Origin of the sequence: uncultured Comamonas sp. (genome assembly GCF_964277875.1) — a bacterium.
GTDB classification, from domain to species: domain Bacteria; phylum Pseudomonadota; class Gammaproteobacteria; order Burkholderiales; family Burkholderiaceae_C; genus Comamonas; species Comamonas sediminis.
Genome location: NZ_CAXYJV010000047.1, coordinates 74,804 through 92,374, shown reverse-complemented (window position 1 = coordinate 92,374; position 17,571 = coordinate 74,804). Strand labels below are relative to the sequence as shown.

The 17,571-nt window shown below is 62.8% G+C and carries 14 protein-coding genes; 4 read left to right on the top strand and 10 right to left on the bottom strand.

What is annotated here, in order from left to right; translation table 11 throughout:
• Positions 1-39: 39 nt before the first annotated feature.
• The gene (locus tag ACHWUQ_RS19305; RefSeq protein WP_239811495.1) at positions 40-396 is read left to right on the top strand and encodes a PRC-barrel domain-containing protein; all 357 of its coding nucleotides are present in this window, start codon (positions 40-42) and stop codon (positions 394-396) included.
• A 211-nt stretch (positions 397-607) separates the two neighbouring features.
• On the opposite strand, the gene ACHWUQ_RS19300 is transcribed toward ACHWUQ_RS19305, so the two are convergent.
• From ACHWUQ_RS19300 to ACHWUQ_RS19285, 4 genes are all read right to left on the bottom strand, one after another.
• Positions 608-1,999, bottom strand: a complete 1,392-nt coding sequence (locus ACHWUQ_RS19300; RefSeq protein WP_394682114.1) for an IPTL-CTERM sorting domain-containing protein — start codon at positions 1,997-1,999, stop codon at positions 608-610.
• A 690-nt stretch (positions 2,000-2,689) separates the two neighbouring features.
• Positions 2,690-5,194 carry a TonB-dependent siderophore receptor gene (locus ACHWUQ_RS19295; RefSeq protein WP_394682113.1) on the bottom strand — a complete coding sequence of 835 codons (2,505 nt, stop codon included), beginning with the start codon at positions 5,192-5,194 and terminating at the stop codon, positions 2,690-2,692.
• A 215-nt stretch (positions 5,195-5,409) separates the two neighbouring features.
• Positions 5,410-6,471: a FecR domain-containing protein gene (locus ACHWUQ_RS19290; RefSeq protein WP_394682112.1), complete on the bottom strand. Its 1,062-nt coding sequence runs from the start codon at positions 6,469-6,471 to the stop codon at positions 5,410-5,412.
• Between the two features lies 1 nt (position 6,472).
• Positions 6,473-7,000, bottom strand: coding sequence for a sigma-70 family RNA polymerase sigma factor (locus ACHWUQ_RS19285; protein ID WP_394682111.1), 528 nt, complete (start codon positions 6,998-7,000; stop codon positions 6,473-6,475).
• A gap of 603 nt (positions 7,001-7,603) precedes the next feature.
• Between ACHWUQ_RS19285 and ACHWUQ_RS19280 the strand changes: the two genes are divergently transcribed.
• Complete coding sequence (locus ACHWUQ_RS19280) at positions 7,604-9,529, top strand: delta-60 repeat domain-containing protein (RefSeq protein ID WP_394682110.1); 1,926 nt, start codon at positions 7,604-7,606, stop codon at positions 9,527-9,529.
• Positions 9,530-10,073: 544 nt separating this feature from the next.
• On the opposite strand, the gene ACHWUQ_RS19275 is transcribed toward ACHWUQ_RS19280, so the two are convergent.
• On the bottom strand, positions 10,074-11,885 hold the full coding sequence (locus tag ACHWUQ_RS19275) for a hypothetical protein (protein WP_312525129.1): 1,812 nt from the start codon (positions 11,883-11,885) through the stop codon (positions 10,074-10,076).
• An 894-nt stretch (positions 11,886-12,779) separates the two neighbouring features.
• Positions 12,780-12,953: a hypothetical protein gene (locus ACHWUQ_RS19270; RefSeq protein WP_394682109.1), complete on the bottom strand. Its 174-nt coding sequence runs from the start codon at positions 12,951-12,953 to the stop codon at positions 12,780-12,782.
• A gap of 430 nt (positions 12,954-13,383) precedes the next feature.
• Here ACHWUQ_RS19270 and ACHWUQ_RS19265 point away from each other — a divergent pair, with 430 nt between their 5' ends.
• Positions 13,384-13,974 carry a hypothetical protein gene (locus tag ACHWUQ_RS19265; RefSeq protein WP_394682108.1) on the top strand — a complete coding sequence of 197 codons (591 nt, stop codon included), beginning with the start codon at positions 13,384-13,386 and terminating at the stop codon, positions 13,972-13,974.
• 185 nt (positions 13,975-14,159) lie between these two features.
• Here ACHWUQ_RS19265 and ACHWUQ_RS19260 read toward each other — a convergent pair whose 3' ends face one another.
• Entirely contained in the window at positions 14,160-14,306 is a 147-nt protein-coding gene (locus ACHWUQ_RS19260; RefSeq protein WP_394682107.1) for a hypothetical protein, read from the bottom strand.
• A 250-nt stretch (positions 14,307-14,556) separates the two neighbouring features.
• Positions 14,557-14,745, bottom strand: a complete 189-nt coding sequence (locus tag ACHWUQ_RS19255) for a DUF3606 domain-containing protein (RefSeq protein WP_312834557.1) — start codon at positions 14,743-14,745, stop codon at positions 14,557-14,559.
• 297 nt (positions 14,746-15,042) lie between these two features.
• On the opposite strand from ACHWUQ_RS19255, the gene ACHWUQ_RS19250 reads away from it, so the two are divergent.
• Positions 15,043-15,237 (top strand): hypothetical protein, encoded by a 195-nt coding sequence (locus tag ACHWUQ_RS19250; RefSeq protein WP_312525120.1) that lies wholly within the window; start codon positions 15,043-15,045, stop codon positions 15,235-15,237.
• Positions 15,238-15,685: 448 nt separating this feature from the next.
• Here the strand turns inward: ACHWUQ_RS19250 and ACHWUQ_RS19245 are convergent, their stop codons facing one another.
• Both ACHWUQ_RS19245 and ACHWUQ_RS19240 read right to left on the bottom strand, forming a co-directional pair.
• Positions 15,686-16,654: a Bug family tripartite tricarboxylate transporter substrate binding protein gene (locus tag ACHWUQ_RS19245; protein ID WP_394682106.1), complete on the bottom strand. Its 969-nt coding sequence runs from the start codon at positions 16,652-16,654 to the stop codon at positions 15,686-15,688.
• 38 nt (positions 16,655-16,692) lie between these two features.
• Positions 16,693-17,499 (bottom strand): alpha/beta fold hydrolase, encoded by an 807-nt coding sequence (locus ACHWUQ_RS19240; protein ID WP_394682105.1) that lies wholly within the window; start codon positions 17,497-17,499, stop codon positions 16,693-16,695.
• Between the last annotated feature and the right edge of the window lie 72 nt (positions 17,500-17,571).

The following is a 17,571-nucleotide window of genomic DNA, read 5'->3' as shown; positions in this document are numbered from 1 at the left end:
CCCCTTTTGCAATCACTCTTTCCAACACAGGAGAACGATATGAACACCGTAAACACTGCATCGAGCGTGATCTCTTCGGACAAGGTGCAAGGCACCAAGGTCTACAACCCCAATGGCGACAAGCTGGGCTCGGTGGAAAGCCTGCTGCTGGACAAGCTGACCGGCAAGGTCCGCTACGCGGTGATGGAGTTTGGCGGCTTTCTGGGCATGGGCACCGATGTGTACCCGCTGCCATGGGAAACCCTGAAGTACGACACCGGCCTGGGTGGCTATGTCGTGTCGCTGACCAAGGAACAACTGGAAGGCGCCCCCCGCTATGCGCGTGAAACCACGCAGGATTACAACGACGAGTACGGCCGCAAGGTAAACGAATACTACGGCGTGCCTTGGATCTAAGGTAGCGGGGGCTAAAGCACTTGGTAAGTCGCCATCCGGGCTTGTTGTACTTGCAGTACGGCCCATGCCCGGGCGCCTGACCTCCAGCGCTGTATTGGCCCCACTAAATGGGTAGCGCAGTTGCTTGGTGCCCATGACGCAACAGCCCGCTGATTTTTCAGCGGGCTTTTTCATGGGTGCTCAATGGTCAGACGGGATCATTGGGATGTACTCAGCGATTGCGCGTGCGGCGCTGGCTATGCAGACCCCATCCCATCAGACCCAGCGATAGCAGGCCCAGCCCCCAGGCGCCCACGGTGGGGATACGGTGGGGCGGTTTAACGGTGATGGGTGGCTCTGTGCAGTCCACCACGAACGCGGCGCTGCTGGACCGGTTGTTGCTCAGGTCCTGGTCAACAAAGCCGGCGTCGTCTGCGAAGTGGATGGTGGCGCTATTGCCGACCGATGCATTGCAGGCGGCGTTCTGGTCCACCGCGCCCTGGAAGACAAAGTTCAGCGCTCCATCCTGCCCCATCGTGTAATGGCCGAGGTCAGCGATATCACCGCTGCCGCTGGCTGCAGGGCAGCTGGTATCCGCGCCGGTGGCCGTACAGGTCCAGGTTTTGTTGACGAGCGCGTCGATGCGGTCATTGATCAGCGGCGCACTGGCGGGATCGTCGATCTTGGCGGACAGTGGTGAATTGCTCAAAGTATTGTTTTTGACGCTGAGCGAATAGCTGACGGTGTCCCCCCGCCGCCGGATGCTGGGGCTGGTCATGGCCAGGTCGATTTGCACATCGGCGGGTACCGCCACACTGTTGAGGCGCAATTCGTGGATCTCGGTAGCGCCTCCAGTGGAGCCGGAAAACCCGATGCTGAGCTGCTCAGGTGCTGCGTAAGGGAAGGGCTGGTTGGTAATGACAGGTATGGGCGCGCCCAAAGGGCCGTCCAAGACGCTAACCAAAAATGGTGAATTGGTGTCGCCGGTCGGGGTCAAAATAATGCGTGCAGAGCGCTCGGTGGGGCGGGAAGTGGCGTCTGGATTGTTCAATGCGGGGACATTTACGCTTGCAACCAACGGATTGCGTTGAGATATGGGGCCTCGAACCCCTATCGTGTTGGGAACCCGTGTGGCGCTGATGTTTTCTCCGCAGGATACGGTAGTGGAAAAATAGCCATATGCATCAAAACCTACACCCAAATAGCCACCTTCACCTCCGCAGTAGCCCAAATCTGCTCCAGCTTTAGAGCCATTCATTCCTCGTGATGCGTCATACAGGTAGAAGGACAGGCCATCTGCAGCCAAATTCTGCGGCGTGTGTTTCATCCACATGACGTAGTCAAAATCTACGATTACGCCTTCCTCAGCAGAGAAGGTTGCGCCTTTGTATGACGCAGACCCGTTTTGGGTTTGGATGTTCTCGTTAAGTCTCAACCATCCGCTACCAACGGCGTCATATCCCGGTGGCGATGCGGCTGTCAGCTTTGCCGTACCCGTCAGTTCCCACTGAGGTTCACTGGCATTGCGGAAGGCGGGTGGAACGACAAACTGTGACCAGGCGATCGCCGGTAAAAATGCAATCCCAGCCAGCAGCACATGTTTTTTGAAGTAGTTGAATGACATATCTTTCCTTGGAGATTTCAAAAGATTGCGATCGAGGTGACATGCATTCTGGGATGCGGCAAGGTATTGGTGATATCAATTGTCTATATTGATAATTGGTCACTGTTGTATTTGGTGCGCACTCCTGGTCGCCTTCGCCTTAGATTTATACACAGCGTTGTACGGCTGCGGCAAACGGATATGTGTTTTATACCAACATATGCCACCCTGAACCTCTGCGGTGTAATAGATGAAAACAGTGGCAATCGATGTGACATAGCAAGCGCTATAGATATCTGCAAGGTTTTGATTTTGGACGGGAATTTCTGCATCAACCGCTAAACGATTGGTTTCGTTTGTGGATAATCATAAATCAGTCTTATGATTTTTATGCAAAGCACACTTTTATAAGAATATTGGTTATTCAAAATGTTTAAGCATGCGGCTGGCGATATTTCTGCCTTGGGCGCGGTGGCTATCCAGTATCTTCAGCGTATGCGCCATTTTGCAAGCAGCACATGTTGGCTCCCATTATGAAAATGACTGTAATGCTGCGAAGCTCTGATTTGTATCTCCCCTCCGAGACCCGACGCTGGCACCGTTGCGCAAGAAAATCTGCGCTGAAACTGTGCTTTACCGGAGGCAGCCCATCAGCCCGCTGATGGGTCAGCCCCTGGTGTTTCAGCAGGCAGTTGTGTGGCCGCAGGGCCTTTAAAACTCGTACTTCGCCGTCAACGTGAACTTGCGCGGCGCGCCGTAGTAGATCTGGCTGCCGGCAAAGTCGAAGTAGGTCTTGTCAAACAGGTTGCTGACATTGAGCTGCACCGAGAGCTGGCGCGAGATGTCGTAGCTGGTCATCAGGCTGGCGAGGGTGATGGCGCCCTGGTCGCGGCGTGCTTGCACATCGGTGGAGGTGGTGGTGGTGGCATAGGTGCCGCCTTTCCAGGTAAGGCCGCCGCCGACCTTGAGGGCGTTCCAGTGGCCGGGCAGGCGGTAGGTGGTGTAGAGGTGGGCCATGTTGTTGGGGCGCTGCGATTGCAGGCGCGAGCCGTCGGCCGCGCGGGCGTCGGCCCGGGCAAAGCCTGCAATCAGCTGCCAGCCCCGGGCCAGCTCGCCGGAGACCTCGGCCTCCAAGCCCTTGCTGGTCACGCCTTTCTCGCCCCGGTAGGCGGGGTTGCCGGTGCCGCCAATCATGTTGTCGCCATCTTGCACGGCGACATTGTCCTGGGCGATGCGGAAGACGGCCAGCGAGGCGTTGACCTTGCCGTCCAGGTAGGCGGCCTTGATGCCGGCCTCGTACGACTTGCCAGTCACAGGGTCCAGGTAGCGGCCCTGGCTGTCCTGGTAGTTCTGCGGCTGGAAGATGTCGGTATAGCTGGCGTAGACGGTGTAGGTGGGGTTGAGGTCATACAGCAGGCCGGCGTAGGGCGTGAAGACGTTGTGCTTGCGGGTCTCCGTCAGGCTCTGGCTTTGCCAGCGGGTTTCACGGCCACCGATGATGAGCTTGAGGTCATCGGCCAGCGACAGGCGCAGCGCGCCGTAAACGGCGGTTTGGCGTGTGCGGTCATCGCCCAGCGGACGGAAGTCGCCCCAGACCGGCTCGGGGTAGGAACCATCCCATTCAAAGATATTGCCGACCGGTGTGGCGGTGTAGGCATGGTTGCCGTAGGCGTAGTTGGACTGGCTGCCGGTGAGGCCCACGACAGCCTCATGCTGGCGGCCCAGCAGACCAAACGGCCCGCTGGCCTGCAGGCTGCCACTGTTTTGCGCAAAGCTTTGGCGCGAGTAGTTGGGGTAGGGGCCCAGGCCGAGGCCGGTGTTTTTGTCGGGCTCGTTCAGCAGGTAGAAGAGTTTGGAGGTGTAGTCCGCATCCAGCCGGCTGGCGTTGGCCTTGATGGACCAGCCATTGTCAAAGCGCTGCTCCAGCCCGGCGTAGGTGGTGTTGCTGGTGGTGTTCCATTCGGTCCAATCGGCGCCAATGCTGAAAGAGCGCGGCCAGTGCGTGGCGCTGCCATCCTGGTAAACCATCGGCAGCCCGCCCCAGGTAACGCCGGTGGGGCGCTTGGCCTGGTGCTCCAGCCCGATCCAGGCGGTGGTGTCGGCGGTCAGATCGGCCTCCACCGTAGCCAACAGTGCGCGGTTGCGGGTGTGGTAGCGGTCCAGGTGCGAGTCGCGCTCGTCGGCCATCGCCGCGACGCGGGCGCGGATGCGGCCGTCGTCCGCCAGCGGCGTGCTCAGGTCCAGGGTGGCGCGGCGCTCGTTCCAGGAACCCAGGCTGACGGTGGCCGAGCCGGTGAAGGTTTTGCTGCTGGCGCGTTTGCGCACCAGGTTGACCGAGGCGCCAGGGTTGCCGGCGCCGGTCATCAGGCCGGTGGCGCCGCGCACCACCTCGATGCGGTCATACAGGATGGGGTCGAGCATCGAGGCGCCAAAGAAGTCATTGGCGACATAGGTGGGTACGCCGTCGTACTGGTAGTTGTCGATGTAGAAGCCGCGCGCATCCAGATCGGTGCGGTCGCTGTCGGAGCTGATAACCGAGATGCCGGTGATGTGGCGCGCGGCCTCGCCCAGGCTGGTGATGCCTTGGTCCTCGATCAGCTGGCGCGTGAGCACGCTGACCGATTGCGGCGTTTCGCGCGGCGACAGCTGCAGGCCGGTAGCGGCCGCCGTGCTGCGGATGGTGTAGTTGCCGGTGCCTTCGGTGGTGGCGCTGCGCTCGGCCTGGGCGGTCACGCGCAGCTCGGGCAGTGTGATGCTGGGCGCGCCGTCTGCACCTTCTGCGGCGCTTGTTGCCGCTGCGGCCTGGGGTGCGGCTTGTGCCACCCGGCGCACCAGATAGCTGCCACTGGCATCGCGCTGGGCCTGCAGCGGCAAGCCCGCCAGCAGGCTGCTGAGCGCCTGGCCCACATCTGCGGCACCTTGCACGCCTGGGCTTTGCAGGCCGGCAACGGTACCGGGCGCGAAGGAGATCAACGTGCCCGATTCTTGCCCCAGGCGGTTGAGCGCTGCGGCCAGCGGGCCGGCGGGGATGGAATAGCTGCGGGTGGCTGGGGCTACTGGGGTGGCAGAGGCGCTGGCGGAGGGCTGGGCCTGCGCGGTGTGCGGCAAGGCGGCCAGGCTGGCACCGGTGGCCACACCGAGGCTGAGGCACAGCAGGTGGGCGGAGAGCGCGGTGCCACGGGGCGCGGCGGGGGCGGAGAAACGAGAGCGGAGCATGCGGAGAGTCCCGGTTGGTACAAGCTGGTTGCAGCGCGCCGCAATGGTTTTGCGGCACTTCTGCAGGGCTTGACACGCGGGTTGAGCCAATTGGCCACCTTTTTTTGGAAGCGCTTGGTGATGCGTATGAAAACTAGGGACCCTCGCCAAGCGGGATGGACGCGAATCGTCCGAGCCCGCGTTCAGACCACCGCAGGGAGTTTTGCAGAGGGTCCCTAACTTTTCTCGGCCGTCCTCTCGACCGTCACCCACCAGCGCGTGCGGCTGCTGATGCGCACGGGCAAGGCACGGCTGAGCGCTGCCAGCACCTTGTCGGTATCCGCCAAGGGGTAGCTGCCCGATACGCGCAAGGCTGCAGCCTCGGGCGTGCAGTGCAGGCGGCCAGGGCGGTAGCGGGCCAGCTCGGCGATGAAGTCGCCCAGGCGCATATCGTCGGCCACCAGCATGCCCTGGGTCCAGGCCAGGTCGGCAGCGGGGGCGGCGGCCTCGCGCAGCAATCGGTCGGCGGCGATGCGGCCTTGCTCGCCAGCAGCCAGGCGCAGGGTCTGGCGCATGTCGTTGCGCAGTTGCAGTTCTACCTGGCCCTCTTGCACCTGCACCAGGGTGTCGTCCGCATACTGGCGCACGGTAAAGCGGGTGCCAATGGCGCGTGCCCAGCCTTGGCGGCTGCGCACGCGCAAAGGGCGGGCCTGGCCGGTGGCCGGGTCGGGGCTGGGGTCGGCAGCGCTTTCAATCTGGATCTCACCGGCGCGCAGCACGATCAGGCGTTCGCTGCTGCTGTAGCGCAGGTCCACCGCCGAGGCGGTATTGAGCAGCAGGCGGGTGCCATCGGCCAGCACCGTGCGCTGCTGCTCGCCAGTGGCGGTTGCCAGATCAGCGCTGGCGCTGCGCCAGGCCTGCTGGCCCAGCGGGCTCTGGCCCAGGGCCAGCAAGCCGCCGGCACCGGCACCGATCGCCACCGCCAAACGCACTGCATGGCGGCGCGACAAGGCGGGTGAGGCCAAAGTCTGCACCGCCACTGCCGTGGGCACGCCGCGCAATTGGCCATCGACCTGCGCAATGCGCTGCCAGGCCTGGGCGTGCAGCGGGTCGGCATCCAGCCAGCTTTGCCATTGCTGGCGCTTGCGGCGGGCGGCGCTGCTGTCGCCGGGCTCCAGATCCAGCAGCCAGCGCACGGCGGCCTGGGCGACCGCTGGGGGGATGGCGGAGGGCATGGCACCGGCCAGCGGGGTTGCGCCCAGCGGCAGCGCGCCGGGCAGGTCGTCGGGTGGGGCCATCTCAGTCCTGGTCCGCAAAATAGCAGCGCTCTGCGGCTGCGGCCAGGTGGCGGCGCACGCTGGTGCGCGAGATGCCCAGCTGCTGGGCGATTTCTTCCTGCGTCAAATCCTCCAGCCGCCACAGCAAAAAGGCCTGGCGGGCCACAACGGGCAGGCCGCCGAGCAGGCGGTCCATCGCCACCAGGGTCTCCAGCACCATCAGCTGCGCATCGGGCGGCGGGGCCACGGGCTCGGGCAGCAGCGCCAGTGCATCGAGGTAGGCGCGCTCGATCTGCCGGCGCCGCAGGTGGTTGGACAGCAGGCGCTGCGCAATCGTGGTGAGGTAAGCGCGCGGCTCCAGCAGCGCTTGCAGTTGCTGGCGCTGGGTGCCCAGCACGCGCACAAAGGTGTTTTGGGCCAGATCGGCCGCATCCCAGGCGCAGCCCAGCTTGCGCCGCAGCCGGGCCACCAGCCAGCTGTGGTGCGCCTCGTACAGGGCCTGCACCGGATCGACGGAAGGAGAGGGCGGGTGGCCGCTGAGGGAGGGCATGGTGTGCCGGGTGGTTGCGAAATGAGAATGGTTCTTATTATAGGTGTCTTCAGGTCCGGACTGCATGCGCGGCGATGGCGGTCTGCACCGGGTCAGTGGCGGCGGCGGATGGGGGGCACAGGAATATTCACGGGGAGGTGACGGCCTGCTGCTGTTGGCTGCCGGTCCGCGCAACCGTGCGGCTGGATGAACCCTCCCAAACGCTTATCGCCGTCCATGGCGCATGCCGGTGTGCGCCCTATGTTGATGCCCACTCATCACACAGCCACGCCCCTGGCAACGGATTTGCAGTGCTTGCCAGGGCTTGGCGATGGCGCAAGCGATTACTGCGCATGGGCGCGCTGCATTTTGCCGCGCGCCACTCCCTACCATGGATTCTTTCCGTCAACCAAAACAAAGAGGTAGAAATCCCACTTCATTCACTAAATTGATCTTTTTTCCAGAACTTTTTCAAAAACCAATGAGAAATTAAAAAAAGCAAAATGAGAAAAGCCGGTCCTGCAAACACAATCTCCAGAGAAATTAGTTACCAACGCAAAATGGAGAAACACTATGCATGATGCCTTGAACCGCACACGCCGACGTAAGGCAGTCCTTCAAAGCTTGACCGCGACCGTACTTGCCTGCTCGATCGGCATGGCCTATGGCGAAGTTTATGCCCCGGACAGCTTCGCTGCTGCCGGTGGCACCAACCTTGAAACGATGGTCATGGTCAAGGACACGAGCCAACGTGTGATGGTGGGAGGCTTGTTCACGACCGTCGAAGGCCAGGCCGGCTACCAGGGTGTGGCGCGCTTCAATACCGATGATTCGCTGGACACGGCTTTCAAGGTAATGACCGATGATTTCGTCAAAGCCATTGCCATTCAGCCCGATGGCAAGATCCTGATTGGTGGCCAGTTCCATTGGGTGCGCCCCACGGGCAGCTCCACGAATACGACTTTCTGGGGCATTACCCGTTTGAACGCCGACGGTACCTTGGACGCCAGCTTCCAAAATGCACCGGCAGGCAAGGTCAAATCCAACCACAATGTGCGCGGTATTGCCGTGCAGGCCGATGGCAAGATCATCATTGGCGGTTATTTCACGCAGATCGATGGCGTTGCGCGCAACTACCTCGCCCGCTTGAATGCAGATGGCTCACTCGATACCAGTTTCACGCCCGCCGTCAATGGCTATGTGGAAGATGTGAAGCTGGACGCGGCCGGCAATATTCTGATTTCCGGATGGTTCACGTCGGTACAAACGGCCCAGCGTTGGGGTGTCGCCCGGCTGAAGGCCGATGGCTCCCTGGATACGAGCTTCAACGCCAATGCGAGCCCGAATGGCGCCAATGGCGGCAGCTGGCCGGTGTACCAGTTGGCATTGCAGAGCAACGGACAGATCCTGTATGCCGGCGGCACGCTGAAATACGGTGCTGAGGTGCATCGCGGCGTAGCGCGCCTGAACAGCGACGGTACCGCAGACAGCTCCTTCCAATCGGCCGTCAATGACTGGGGCACCTCGGTGGCCGTTCAATCGGTGAGCGGCGAAGAAAAAATTCTGGTGGGCGGCAGTTTCACGGTCGCAGGCCAGCGTGCCATCGCCACGGACGCCGTGGTGGGCACCGATTCGCCGCGCCGGGGCGTGGTGCGCTTCAACGCAGACGGTACCGTGGACGACACCTTCGATACCTCTGCCGGCACCGATACCAAGGTGTGGGCGGTGCTGCCCAACAATGATGGCAAGGTCTACATCGGCGGCACCTTCAATGTGGTGACGGGTACGGTGCGGCACGGCGTCGCCCGTCTGGCGCCTCTGGACCCGACGACCCAGGTCATTCCGTTCCTGGCGCCCCAGCCTTCTGTGTACTCGGTGCAAGGGGCGGCGGCCGGTGCTGTGATCAATTGGCAGTCTGCGCCACCGGTGACGAGCAGCGCCAATCTACCGGTGACCTATACCACGTCAACGCCGGCCATCTGTGCCGTGGATGCCAATACCGGCGTGGTGACCTTGGCTGCTCCGAAGCCAACGGCCGACGGCGATTGCACGATCACCGCGAATGCAGAAGCGGGCGAGCAGGTGGTGGGTGGCACGACCTACCAGGTGAGCAAGGCCACCCCGGTGACGCAAAGTCTGCGCATTGTGCTGCTGAAAGCCCAGACCATCAGCTTCCCATCGCAAGCCGGGCAGGATGTGTCGGCAGGTCCGTTCCCGCTGACCACGCCCGCCACGGCGGATTCGGGTCTGCCCGTGGCCTATAGCAGCTTGACCCCCAGCATCTGCACGGTGACCGCTGCAGGCGTGGTGACGCCAGTGGCGGCCGGTACCTGCCGGATTGCGGCCGACCAGGCGGGCAATAGCGAGTTCTCGCCGGCCCAGCAGACGGTGGCGGACATTGCGCTGTCTGGCGCGGGCGGTGAGCTGCCCCAGCAACCCACAGTTGCCACGCCGGTGCCCGCATTGGGCGCTACGGGCCTGGGTCTGCTGGGCGTCATGAGCGCCCTGCTGGGGGCAGTGGCACTGCGCCGCCGTCAGCGCCAGCTGTAACCCTTGCCGGTATGCACCAACCCGCCGTTGGACGGGCGGGTTGGGCAGTTCTCTGGAGCCACCTGAGGTGGCTCTTTTTTTTTATGGGTTCGTCAGCGGCAGACCCAGGTCGGGATGATGGCAGTCGCAGACCGGTCCATCGTGGCAGTCCAGACCGGCTGGATGCCGCCATGGGGTGGAGGCCGGCCATGCAGGGCCGCTGCGCGATGGCTGCAGCGCTGCAGGGTGGCTTGCGCATGGGGTGCGGAGGCGGAGGCGGAGGCGGGCAGGGCGCCGTGGGGGCGGTGGGCCGTTGTCTGGAAGCCCAGCGCGGGCCCACATCGCTCGATGAGGGCATGGGGCCATGAAGCTGCGGGGCTTGCCGCATGCCGGAGAGCAGGCCTGGCGCCGCCAACCGCGCGTGTCCACGGGGTGGCAGACGCTTTCTTGGCCCTCCCTACAGCAGTGTCTGGCGTACCAGTGTGAATACGGACGGGCCGGCCGCCCTCCGATAAAAAAAGGGAGTTGCACCCTGCAACTCCCTTTTTAGCGAAGACCTGCGCGATCAGATGCGCTGGCGGCGGCGCAGTGCCAGGCCGCCCAGGCCAGCGCTCAGCAGACCCAGCAGGGCCAGGCCGGCAGCGCCCAGCGTGGGGACTGGGGTAGCGGGCGAGACCACGGGCGCAGTCTGCAAGGTCACGCTTTGCACCACGCGGGCCGCTGCGTTATAGATGGTGGAGCCTACCGTGCCACCGCCTTGGTCGGCAGCGATCTGGCATTCACCGACGGCCACCGGCGTGATGGTCGTGCCCGATACCGTGCAGACTGCAGGCGTCAAGCTGGTGTAGGTCACGGGCAGCGTCGAGCTGGCCGTGGCCACCGGGTTCAGCGGGAAAGCACCATCGGCAATCCGGCGTGGGCTGGTTTGCGCGGGGAAGGTGATGGTCTGGTCCGTGGCAACAGGCGGCTCGCCGGTACATGCTGCGGTCACATAGAAGTCGGCCATCGCCGCCATGGCGCACACGCCATTGGCGCAGTCATTGGTGGCTTGCAGACCATCGAGCATCAGGCCGATGGTGTTCTGGCCACGGCTGAAACCGGGGATGGCAGGCGTCGTCGTGGCTTGGAACGAACCATAGCCGTTAGGCAGGTAGAGGCTGGCGTTGTCGAACACCGGAGCGCCGCCTGCAGGCTGCACAAACACGGAATTGCCATAGTCGTCAAACGCAAACCGGCCATCGAGCTTGATGGACGCCAGATCGACGTTGTTGCCCACGTTGATGGGTTGGTTCATCACGAACACAGAGGCGTGGTAACCGGCCTTGGCCTGCCCACTCGCAGCGGGGTAAGGCAGTCCGGGCACATCGCTGGCGGCCGGGTTGGTGGTGCCAGGGCTGATCCAGCGCGCGTTGGTTTCCTGGCCTGCTGGCAGCGAAGAAGGCTTGACGTAGGCGCCCGCCCAGCTGTAGTCGTCGAACAAGGGCTGCTCGACATTCTCCAGGGCGGTGCCAGCCGCATTCGTGCGCCAGGTCCATTTCCAATCACGTGCGTTGGTGGTGAACGGGCCGACGCGAACGGTCTGGCCTGCGGTATTGCCGGCAGGGCAGATCAGCGCTGCCGTGGGTTGCGGCGGTGGCGGAGTCAGGCAGTCCGCCGTGATTTCCATGTCGAGCATCATGCCGGTGGGCCAGGTCGCCGTCGTGCCATCGCCGTCCAGAGAAATCGCAATGGTGTTGTCACCGTAGTAAAAGCCGAGGTTGCCATCGTCCATGTTGATGGCCTGCGGCGAGGTCCAGCCATTGATCATGGCCGTGCTCTTGAACCAGTTGGTGGTGTTGGAGACGCCGCCGGGCAATGTCGTGGGTTTGACGAGGAGACGGCCATCAAAGTCAGCGCCGCCCGTGCCGACGATCTTGATGGAGGCCAGGTCCACATCGGAGGCCACGGTAATGGGTTCGGTGCGGATGAATGCCACGCGGCCGGCAGTCCAGGCGCCATTGGCGGTGTCGCCGGTGACGTTCACGACCGGATCCCCGTCTCCGCCGGTACCGAAGGACAGCCAGTGACCCTGCAAGGGCTGGCCGGCCAATGTGCCCGCACCCGTGCCATGGGTCACACCGGTGGGATCGAAATAGGTGCCCAACCCCGTCCAGCGCTTGTCGAGCACGGTGGCCATGGGGTTGCCGCCTGGATCAGTCACATACTTGGCATCGCTGGTCCAGCCCGATGCCGCCGTGGTGCTGACCCGCAACGGGGCGCCACAAGCCAAGGTGGCGGCCTGCACGGCCCCCATGGCGAACAGCCCCAGAACCGTAACCGTGATCGGTCCTACCGCTTTGTGCAGGGTCGGCGCACCTGTGATTCGAGCATTCTTCATTCATTACTCTCTCGTGAAAAAAATAGGGTTGACAGCCCAAAGTTGCAAACCGATGACGCAAGACCGGACGGGAGCCATCGCGGCGCTTGCTGGGGCCTCCTGCCCCTGCTCGCGTTAGAAACAGAACCCGTTTGGAAAGGCTTGGGGCAGAGACTATTTCTCTTGTCCAAAAGCAGGTTGGCCATCACCTTTGAGCGCATATAGCCTGTCGCTGTAATATGTATTTCTAATCCTGGTTGTGAATGTTTGGAAATATTCAAAAGGATTTGCTTTAACGAGGCTGACTATAAAAATAGTAAGAAAACAACAGATGGCAGGCGCGCTGAAGCCTTGTGCATTCTCTATGGTGCAACCGGAAATATATTATTTAATCAATACCTTCTGAAGATTATTGATCGTTGGTTTAATGCAGATAGTCTTTGTTTTAAAAATCGCTCTGTGACCATGCATGCGCGCCATCGGCGTGGCTACCGGCGGCGGTAAAACATTTGCTTTTGTTTAAAAATCTTTGGATTTATTGCTGGTGAGTTCGAGGTTTGCAACATTTTCTAAATGATTGTTGCAAATTTCCATGCGTTTGATATATATGACTCCGTGGGTGGCTTGGTCAACCCGCCAGGGTTGAATTGTTTTCGTTGCCGCGAAACTCAAACGCTAGGAAAAAATGATGAATACCAGTTTCTCAAAGGTTTTTATATTGCTTTCTTTGGGGGCCGCTTCCCAGGCATGGGCTGCCGACTGCGTGGTCGGCATAAACGCCGCGGGCACCTGCACCGTGCCTGCGGGCGCCACCACAGCCGTCTTTGAGGTGTGGGGCGGCGGCGGCGGGGGCGGATCGAAGGACGCTAATTCCATTGGCTTGCCAAGCAATGGTGTTGGCGGCGGAGGGGGCTCCTACTGCAAGGTGACATCCCAGGTCACGCCGGGGAGCACGTTGACGGTGCGGGTAGGCACGGGCGGCACTGCCGGTGTGCCCAGCGCGGGTGATTGGATGCGCCCTGGCACCTCCAGTACCGGTGGCGGGCTTTCCGCCGTTACCGGTGTGGGTGTCAGTGGTGTGACGGCCAACGGGGGAGGTGGCGGAGGGGGAAGCACGATTTGGAGCGACTACGATTTTGGGAGAGGCCAACCAGGACGCGGTGCAACTGCAGTGAGCGGAGGCGCAGGAGGTGATGGAGGCAACAACGGTCCGTACAAATCGGCTCCTGGCGGGGGCGGCGGAGCAGGCGCTACCGGAGGGGCAGGGGGCAGGGGTGGCGCGGGAATCAATGGTGGCCAGGGGTCTGACGGGGGACCTTGGGATGGGGTGTTTATAGGCCCAGGTATTGCGGGTGGGGATGGAGGAGACGGTAGCGATGGCGGCGATGGGGGCCCAGGGGGCGCTGGTACCGTTCCCGGCGCAGGCGGTGCCGGAGGAACAGCCGGATTTGGCGGATCGGGGGGGACAGGGGGTGAAGGCTCCCCAGGAGAGGGGTGGGGGCCCAACGGCAATCCAGGTATGGACGGCACACCTGGCACCACAGGCGCTGACGGCGAGACCCTGGCAGGGCCGCTGGCGGTGGAGGCATGCAGCGGTGAAGGACTGGGCGGCGCCGATGGTGCTGGCGCCAATGGAGGCAGTGCGGGAGGCCCCAGTGCGGACGCCGGCAGCGGCGGCGCGGGCGGCCAGCCGGGTCAGCCGGGCCTGGTGAAGATCAGCTTTGCTGGCGCCCAGACCCTTACTTTTCCGCCGCAACCCACTGCTCACCAGACAGACGGTGGCCCATTCCCGGTCGAATTTGCCGCTACGTCCAACGCGGGATTGCCTGTCAGCTACACCAGCCTTAGCCCTGACATTTGCACCGTCGCAGGCAACATCGTGACCCCGTTGGCCGCAGGCACCTGCACGGTGGCGGCCGACCAACCCGGAGGCGTTGTAGGGGGTGTCACGTATCCGGCAGCCAGCCAGGTGGTGCAGCGCATTACCATCACCGCTGCGCAAACGCCCAGCGTCAGCGGTGTGAAGGCCGTGCCGGCATTGGGCACCTGGGGCATCGGTCTGCTGATGGCATGGTTCGGTGTCATCGCCTATCGCCGTCGAAGCGAGTGACAGGGGGCCAGAGCGCAATAGTTGCGTGGGCTCCATCGCGAATGTGTGCCCCTGGCCGGCGCGCGCTGCCACCGATTAAAGGGGCTCGCCAGGCAATGTCCCGAGGGTCTGTTGAACGGCAGTGGTGCGCTACGGCAGCGTTGGGCCGGGAGGGCGGGGAGGGCCGGGCACTGTCGGCCTTCCCCTCAAAAGAGATTGACGAAATGCACAACCGCCGACCAGGCCAGCTCCAGCAAAGCCCATGCGGAATACAGGCCGTTCACCAGGACCACGGACACGACCACCAGCGCAACAGCACCTAGCACCTCAGCGATGAGCCGCACAGCCTTCATGGGGTGAATGCTCCTAAAAAGCCCATGTTCCCATGGGCATGGCGGTACCTGAAGCTGTTTTGACGCCTGAATCCTTGCCCATTTCAGGGCGCTGATGCGCGGAGCCGCCGCCCCATGGAAGCCAACTGCGCGGCCGCCTGGCGGCAACGGACGGCGTGCCCCGGAGGTATGCGCGGATGTGGGCGTGGCTCCGGGCGTGGCTGCGCGTGCGCGTGCCAGCGGCCATCGGGCCACCGGCCGTCTTCAGGCGTCATCCCTTTTTGGATTGCTTCAGATGCTGCTCCACCGCCGCTGCGCTGGTTCCCACTGCCTGGACGGCTGCTTTCAGCTGTTCAGCGCTGACGTTGAATTTTTTCGACCAATCTCGCAGTTCGTAGTCTTCGTTCACATTGATTCGCGTGCGGTCTTGGCCGCCGGGCTTGGTCTTGTCATCGGACATGAAGGGTCTCCTTTGTCCATGGCTTGGGATGCCATGCGCCATCACATCGTCCACGGTGTGCAGGGCTGCAGCGGCCAGAGGGGCCACTATTCCATTGCCAGCAGACACCTACAGATGGACCTGTGGACATTGCAGATTGTTGCGCAAGCAAGTGATTTCGACCGGACAAACGGTAGCGATTGTCGAGCAATCAGGGATGAAATAAGTTATTGATTTAGCTTAAATTTCGTGTGCGTAATGCTTGTATTTTGTTGCAGGCCCGTTAACATTTCTGTCCATGGGACCTGGGAGACAAGCATGTCAGATTCTGCTGAAGATGAGGGAACGCCGGACTCCTATTTAAAGGCGTTGAAGGCGGAAGGCGCCGAGCTGTTGATGCATGCGGGCAAGGACGATGTGCATGCCAGAGCACGGCTGTCGGTGATTGATGCGAAGATTGACCAGCTGACCCGCCCCATGACGGGTGGGTACGGGGGAGGGCGTCAGGTTTGAGCACTGTGAGGCCTTGGGCAGGTTCGGCGCCGATGGGTTGCTGGTACCTTGCCATGGAGGTTGAAGCCGAGGTGTTCAGTGTGGGCTAATGGCTCAAAGAGGAGCCGCCATGGCTGATGGTGGACAACACAGGGCTAGGCCTCTGATCTGCGTTTGTTACGTTTTTCCGCCATGGCCTTCAGCACCGGCTGAGTATCCACGCATCCACGCTGGATGGGCTCCGGCATGCACCTGTTCGGCGGCAGCCAGCAAGCGCGTCTCTGCTTTCGACAGACCCGCCAACGGTTTGTTAAGTCATAGCCGAACAATGGGCTCCTCCCCGTTGTGCTGAAGCTAAAGTAGCTGTCCCACAAGCGCTATCTGCCGGCCTGCACCGGCGTTGGCCTGTATGGCGATGCGCGCAATGTGGCTTTGGCGGCGCGGGTGAATGGGAAGCCGTCGCCGCTGTCTATTCGACCTTCGCGCCAGACAGGCGGATGACTTCTTTCCAGCGGTCTGCATCTTTTTGCATATAGCTGGCGAAGGCGGCGCCCTCCGAGTAGATGATGTCCAGGCCCTGGGATGCCAGGCGCTTGCGCAGCGCGGGCATGTTCATCACCTGTCGCAGGCCTTGCTGCAGGGTGTTGACAACCTCTGGCGGCAGCTCGGCGGGGCCCAGGATACCGAACCAGGCGACCCCCTCAAAGCCTTGGAAACCAGACTCTGCCACGGTGGGAACATCGGGCAGCAAGGCCGTTCGCTGCGGGCTGGTGACCGCCAGGGGGCGCAGCGCCCCCGACTGGAAATGCGCCAGCAACGCGGTGGGGGGCAGTGCCACCATCTCGGTGCGGCCGGCGATGGTATCTTGCACGGATGCGGCAATGCCGGGGTAGGGAATATGCGTGATGTCGATGCCCGCCGATGCCTTGAGCAGCTCCATCGTCAGCTGGCCCGTGCCGCCGACACCCGGGGAGGCGTAGTTCAGTGCGCCTGGCTTGGTTTTGGCTGCATCAATCAGGGCCTGGAGACCGGTGGCAGGTACACGGCTATGGACAGCAATCACGTTGGGCGCGCTCACCAGGTTGGCGACGGGTGTGAAGTCCTTGACCGGGTCATAACCTACCTTCGGGTAGATATAGGGGTTGATCGTGTGGGTGGCCCCGGTGCCCATCATCAGCATATAGCCGTCAGCCGGAGCGCGGGCAACCTGCTGGGTGGCGATGATGCCGTTCGCGCCGGGCCTGTTGTCGACCACGACGGGTTGGCCCAGCACCTTGCCGAGCTGATCGGCGATCTGGCGCGAGACAATGTCCATCGTGCCGCCGGGGGGCTGGGATACAACCAACCTGACAGGCTTGGTGGGCCATGCCTGCGCCAGGGCGGAGCCGGCCATCGCCGCCAATGCAGCGCTGAGAATCAATGTCGGGATGGTCTTCATCGGTGGTCTCCTGGGGACGGTGGATCGGTGCAGCTGCTTCAGTGCAAGCGTTTGATCCAGGCTGCCAGCGCCTGGCAGACCTGCTCGGGTTGCTCGGGCACCAGTGCGTGGCCGGCGTTGTCAATGACCTGGATGGTCACCCGCTCGCCCAGGCTTTGCCGGAGAAACTGCGCCAGGCGGCGCGGCGCAACAGTGTCCTGCGCGGCCTGCAGATCCAGAATGGGTGCGCTGCCACAGGCAAAGAAGTCATCGACCGGTGTGGCGGCCTCGGCTTCCCGCTGCATGGCCTTGGTCTGGGGATGCCAGCCTTCCAGCCATACCGATGGGTCATGGCCTGGCGCAAAAAACGCATGGCGGAGGTGTTCGAGGCGTTGCACCGTGGGCAACGACAGGTCGCCGCTCGCGTAGACCGAGCGCAGCACTTCGGGGTCGAACGGAGAGCCGCCCTCGGGCGTCTTGCCGGTAGATGCTGCGAGCAGTGCGACACCGCGCACCAGCTCGGGCCGGTCAGTGGCCAGGGTGCGGGCGACAAAGTTGCCAAAGGCATGGCCCGCCACCGCCACAGGTGCCAGGGCCTCGGCCTCGATCACTGCTGCAACATCGGCTGCCAGGTCATGCAGGTTGAGCCCCTGCATGGGCCCTTGGCTCGCGCCAATGCCGCGCGGCAGCGGGCGAATGATGCGCAAGCCCTCTGCGGCCAGCAGGCGGGTCAGCTGGTCGAAATCCGCCGGGCCGCGCCCCACCGATGGCAGCAGAACCAGCGCCGGGCCACTGCCTTCGTCGAAGTAGGCAAGCGTGGCGGGGCCGGGATGGATGACTTTGGCAGTGGTGGCGGGGAATGGCATAGGGCTTGTGGTGGACCGTGGTGAAAGGGCAGCGCCGTTGGCAGAAGGGGGACCAGCGGGGCCTTGGCAGAG

Bases quoted from the DNA above. Each gene is read 5' to 3' on its own strand.
- ACHWUQ_RS19300 (WP_394682114.1), bottom strand. From the start codon at position 1,999: ATGTCATTCAACTACTTCAAAAAACATGTGCTGCTGGCTGGGATTGCA.
- ACHWUQ_RS19290 (WP_394682112.1), bottom strand. From the start codon at position 6,471: ATGGCCCCACCCGACGACCTGCCCGGCGCGCTGCCGCTGGGCGCAACC.
- ACHWUQ_RS19245 (WP_394682106.1), bottom strand. From the start codon at position 16,654: ATGAAGACCATCCCGACATTGATTCTCAGCGCTGCATTGGCGGCGATG.
- ACHWUQ_RS19305 (WP_239811495.1), top strand. From the start codon at position 40: ATGAACACCGTAAACACTGCATCGAGCGTGATCTCTTCGGACAAGGTG.
- ACHWUQ_RS19265 (WP_394682108.1), top strand. From the start codon at position 13,384: ATGGACGGCACACCTGGCACCACAGGCGCTGACGGCGAGACCCTGGCA.
- ACHWUQ_RS19255 (WP_312834557.1), bottom strand. From the start codon at position 14,745: ATGTCCGATGACAAGACCAAGCCCGGCGGCCAAGACCGCACGCGAATC.
- ACHWUQ_RS19260 (WP_394682107.1), bottom strand. From the start codon at position 14,306: ATGAAGGCTGTGCGGCTCATCGCTGAGGTGCTAGGTGCTGTTGCGCTG.
- ACHWUQ_RS19275 (WP_312525129.1), bottom strand. From the start codon at position 11,885: ATGAAGAATGCTCGAATCACAGGTGCGCCGACCCTGCACAAAGCGGTA.
- ACHWUQ_RS19285 (WP_394682111.1), bottom strand. From the start codon at position 7,000: ATGCCCTCCCTCAGCGGCCACCCGCCCTCTCCTTCCGTCGATCCGGTG.
- ACHWUQ_RS19295 (WP_394682113.1), bottom strand. From the start codon at position 5,194: ATGCTCCGCTCTCGTTTCTCCGCCCCCGCCGCGCCCCGTGGCACCGCG.
- ACHWUQ_RS19240 (WP_394682105.1), bottom strand. From the start codon at position 17,499: ATGCCATTCCCCGCCACCACTGCCAAAGTCATCCATCCCGGCCCCGCC.
- ACHWUQ_RS19250 (WP_312525120.1), top strand. From the start codon at position 15,043: ATGTCAGATTCTGCTGAAGATGAGGGAACGCCGGACTCCTATTTAAAG.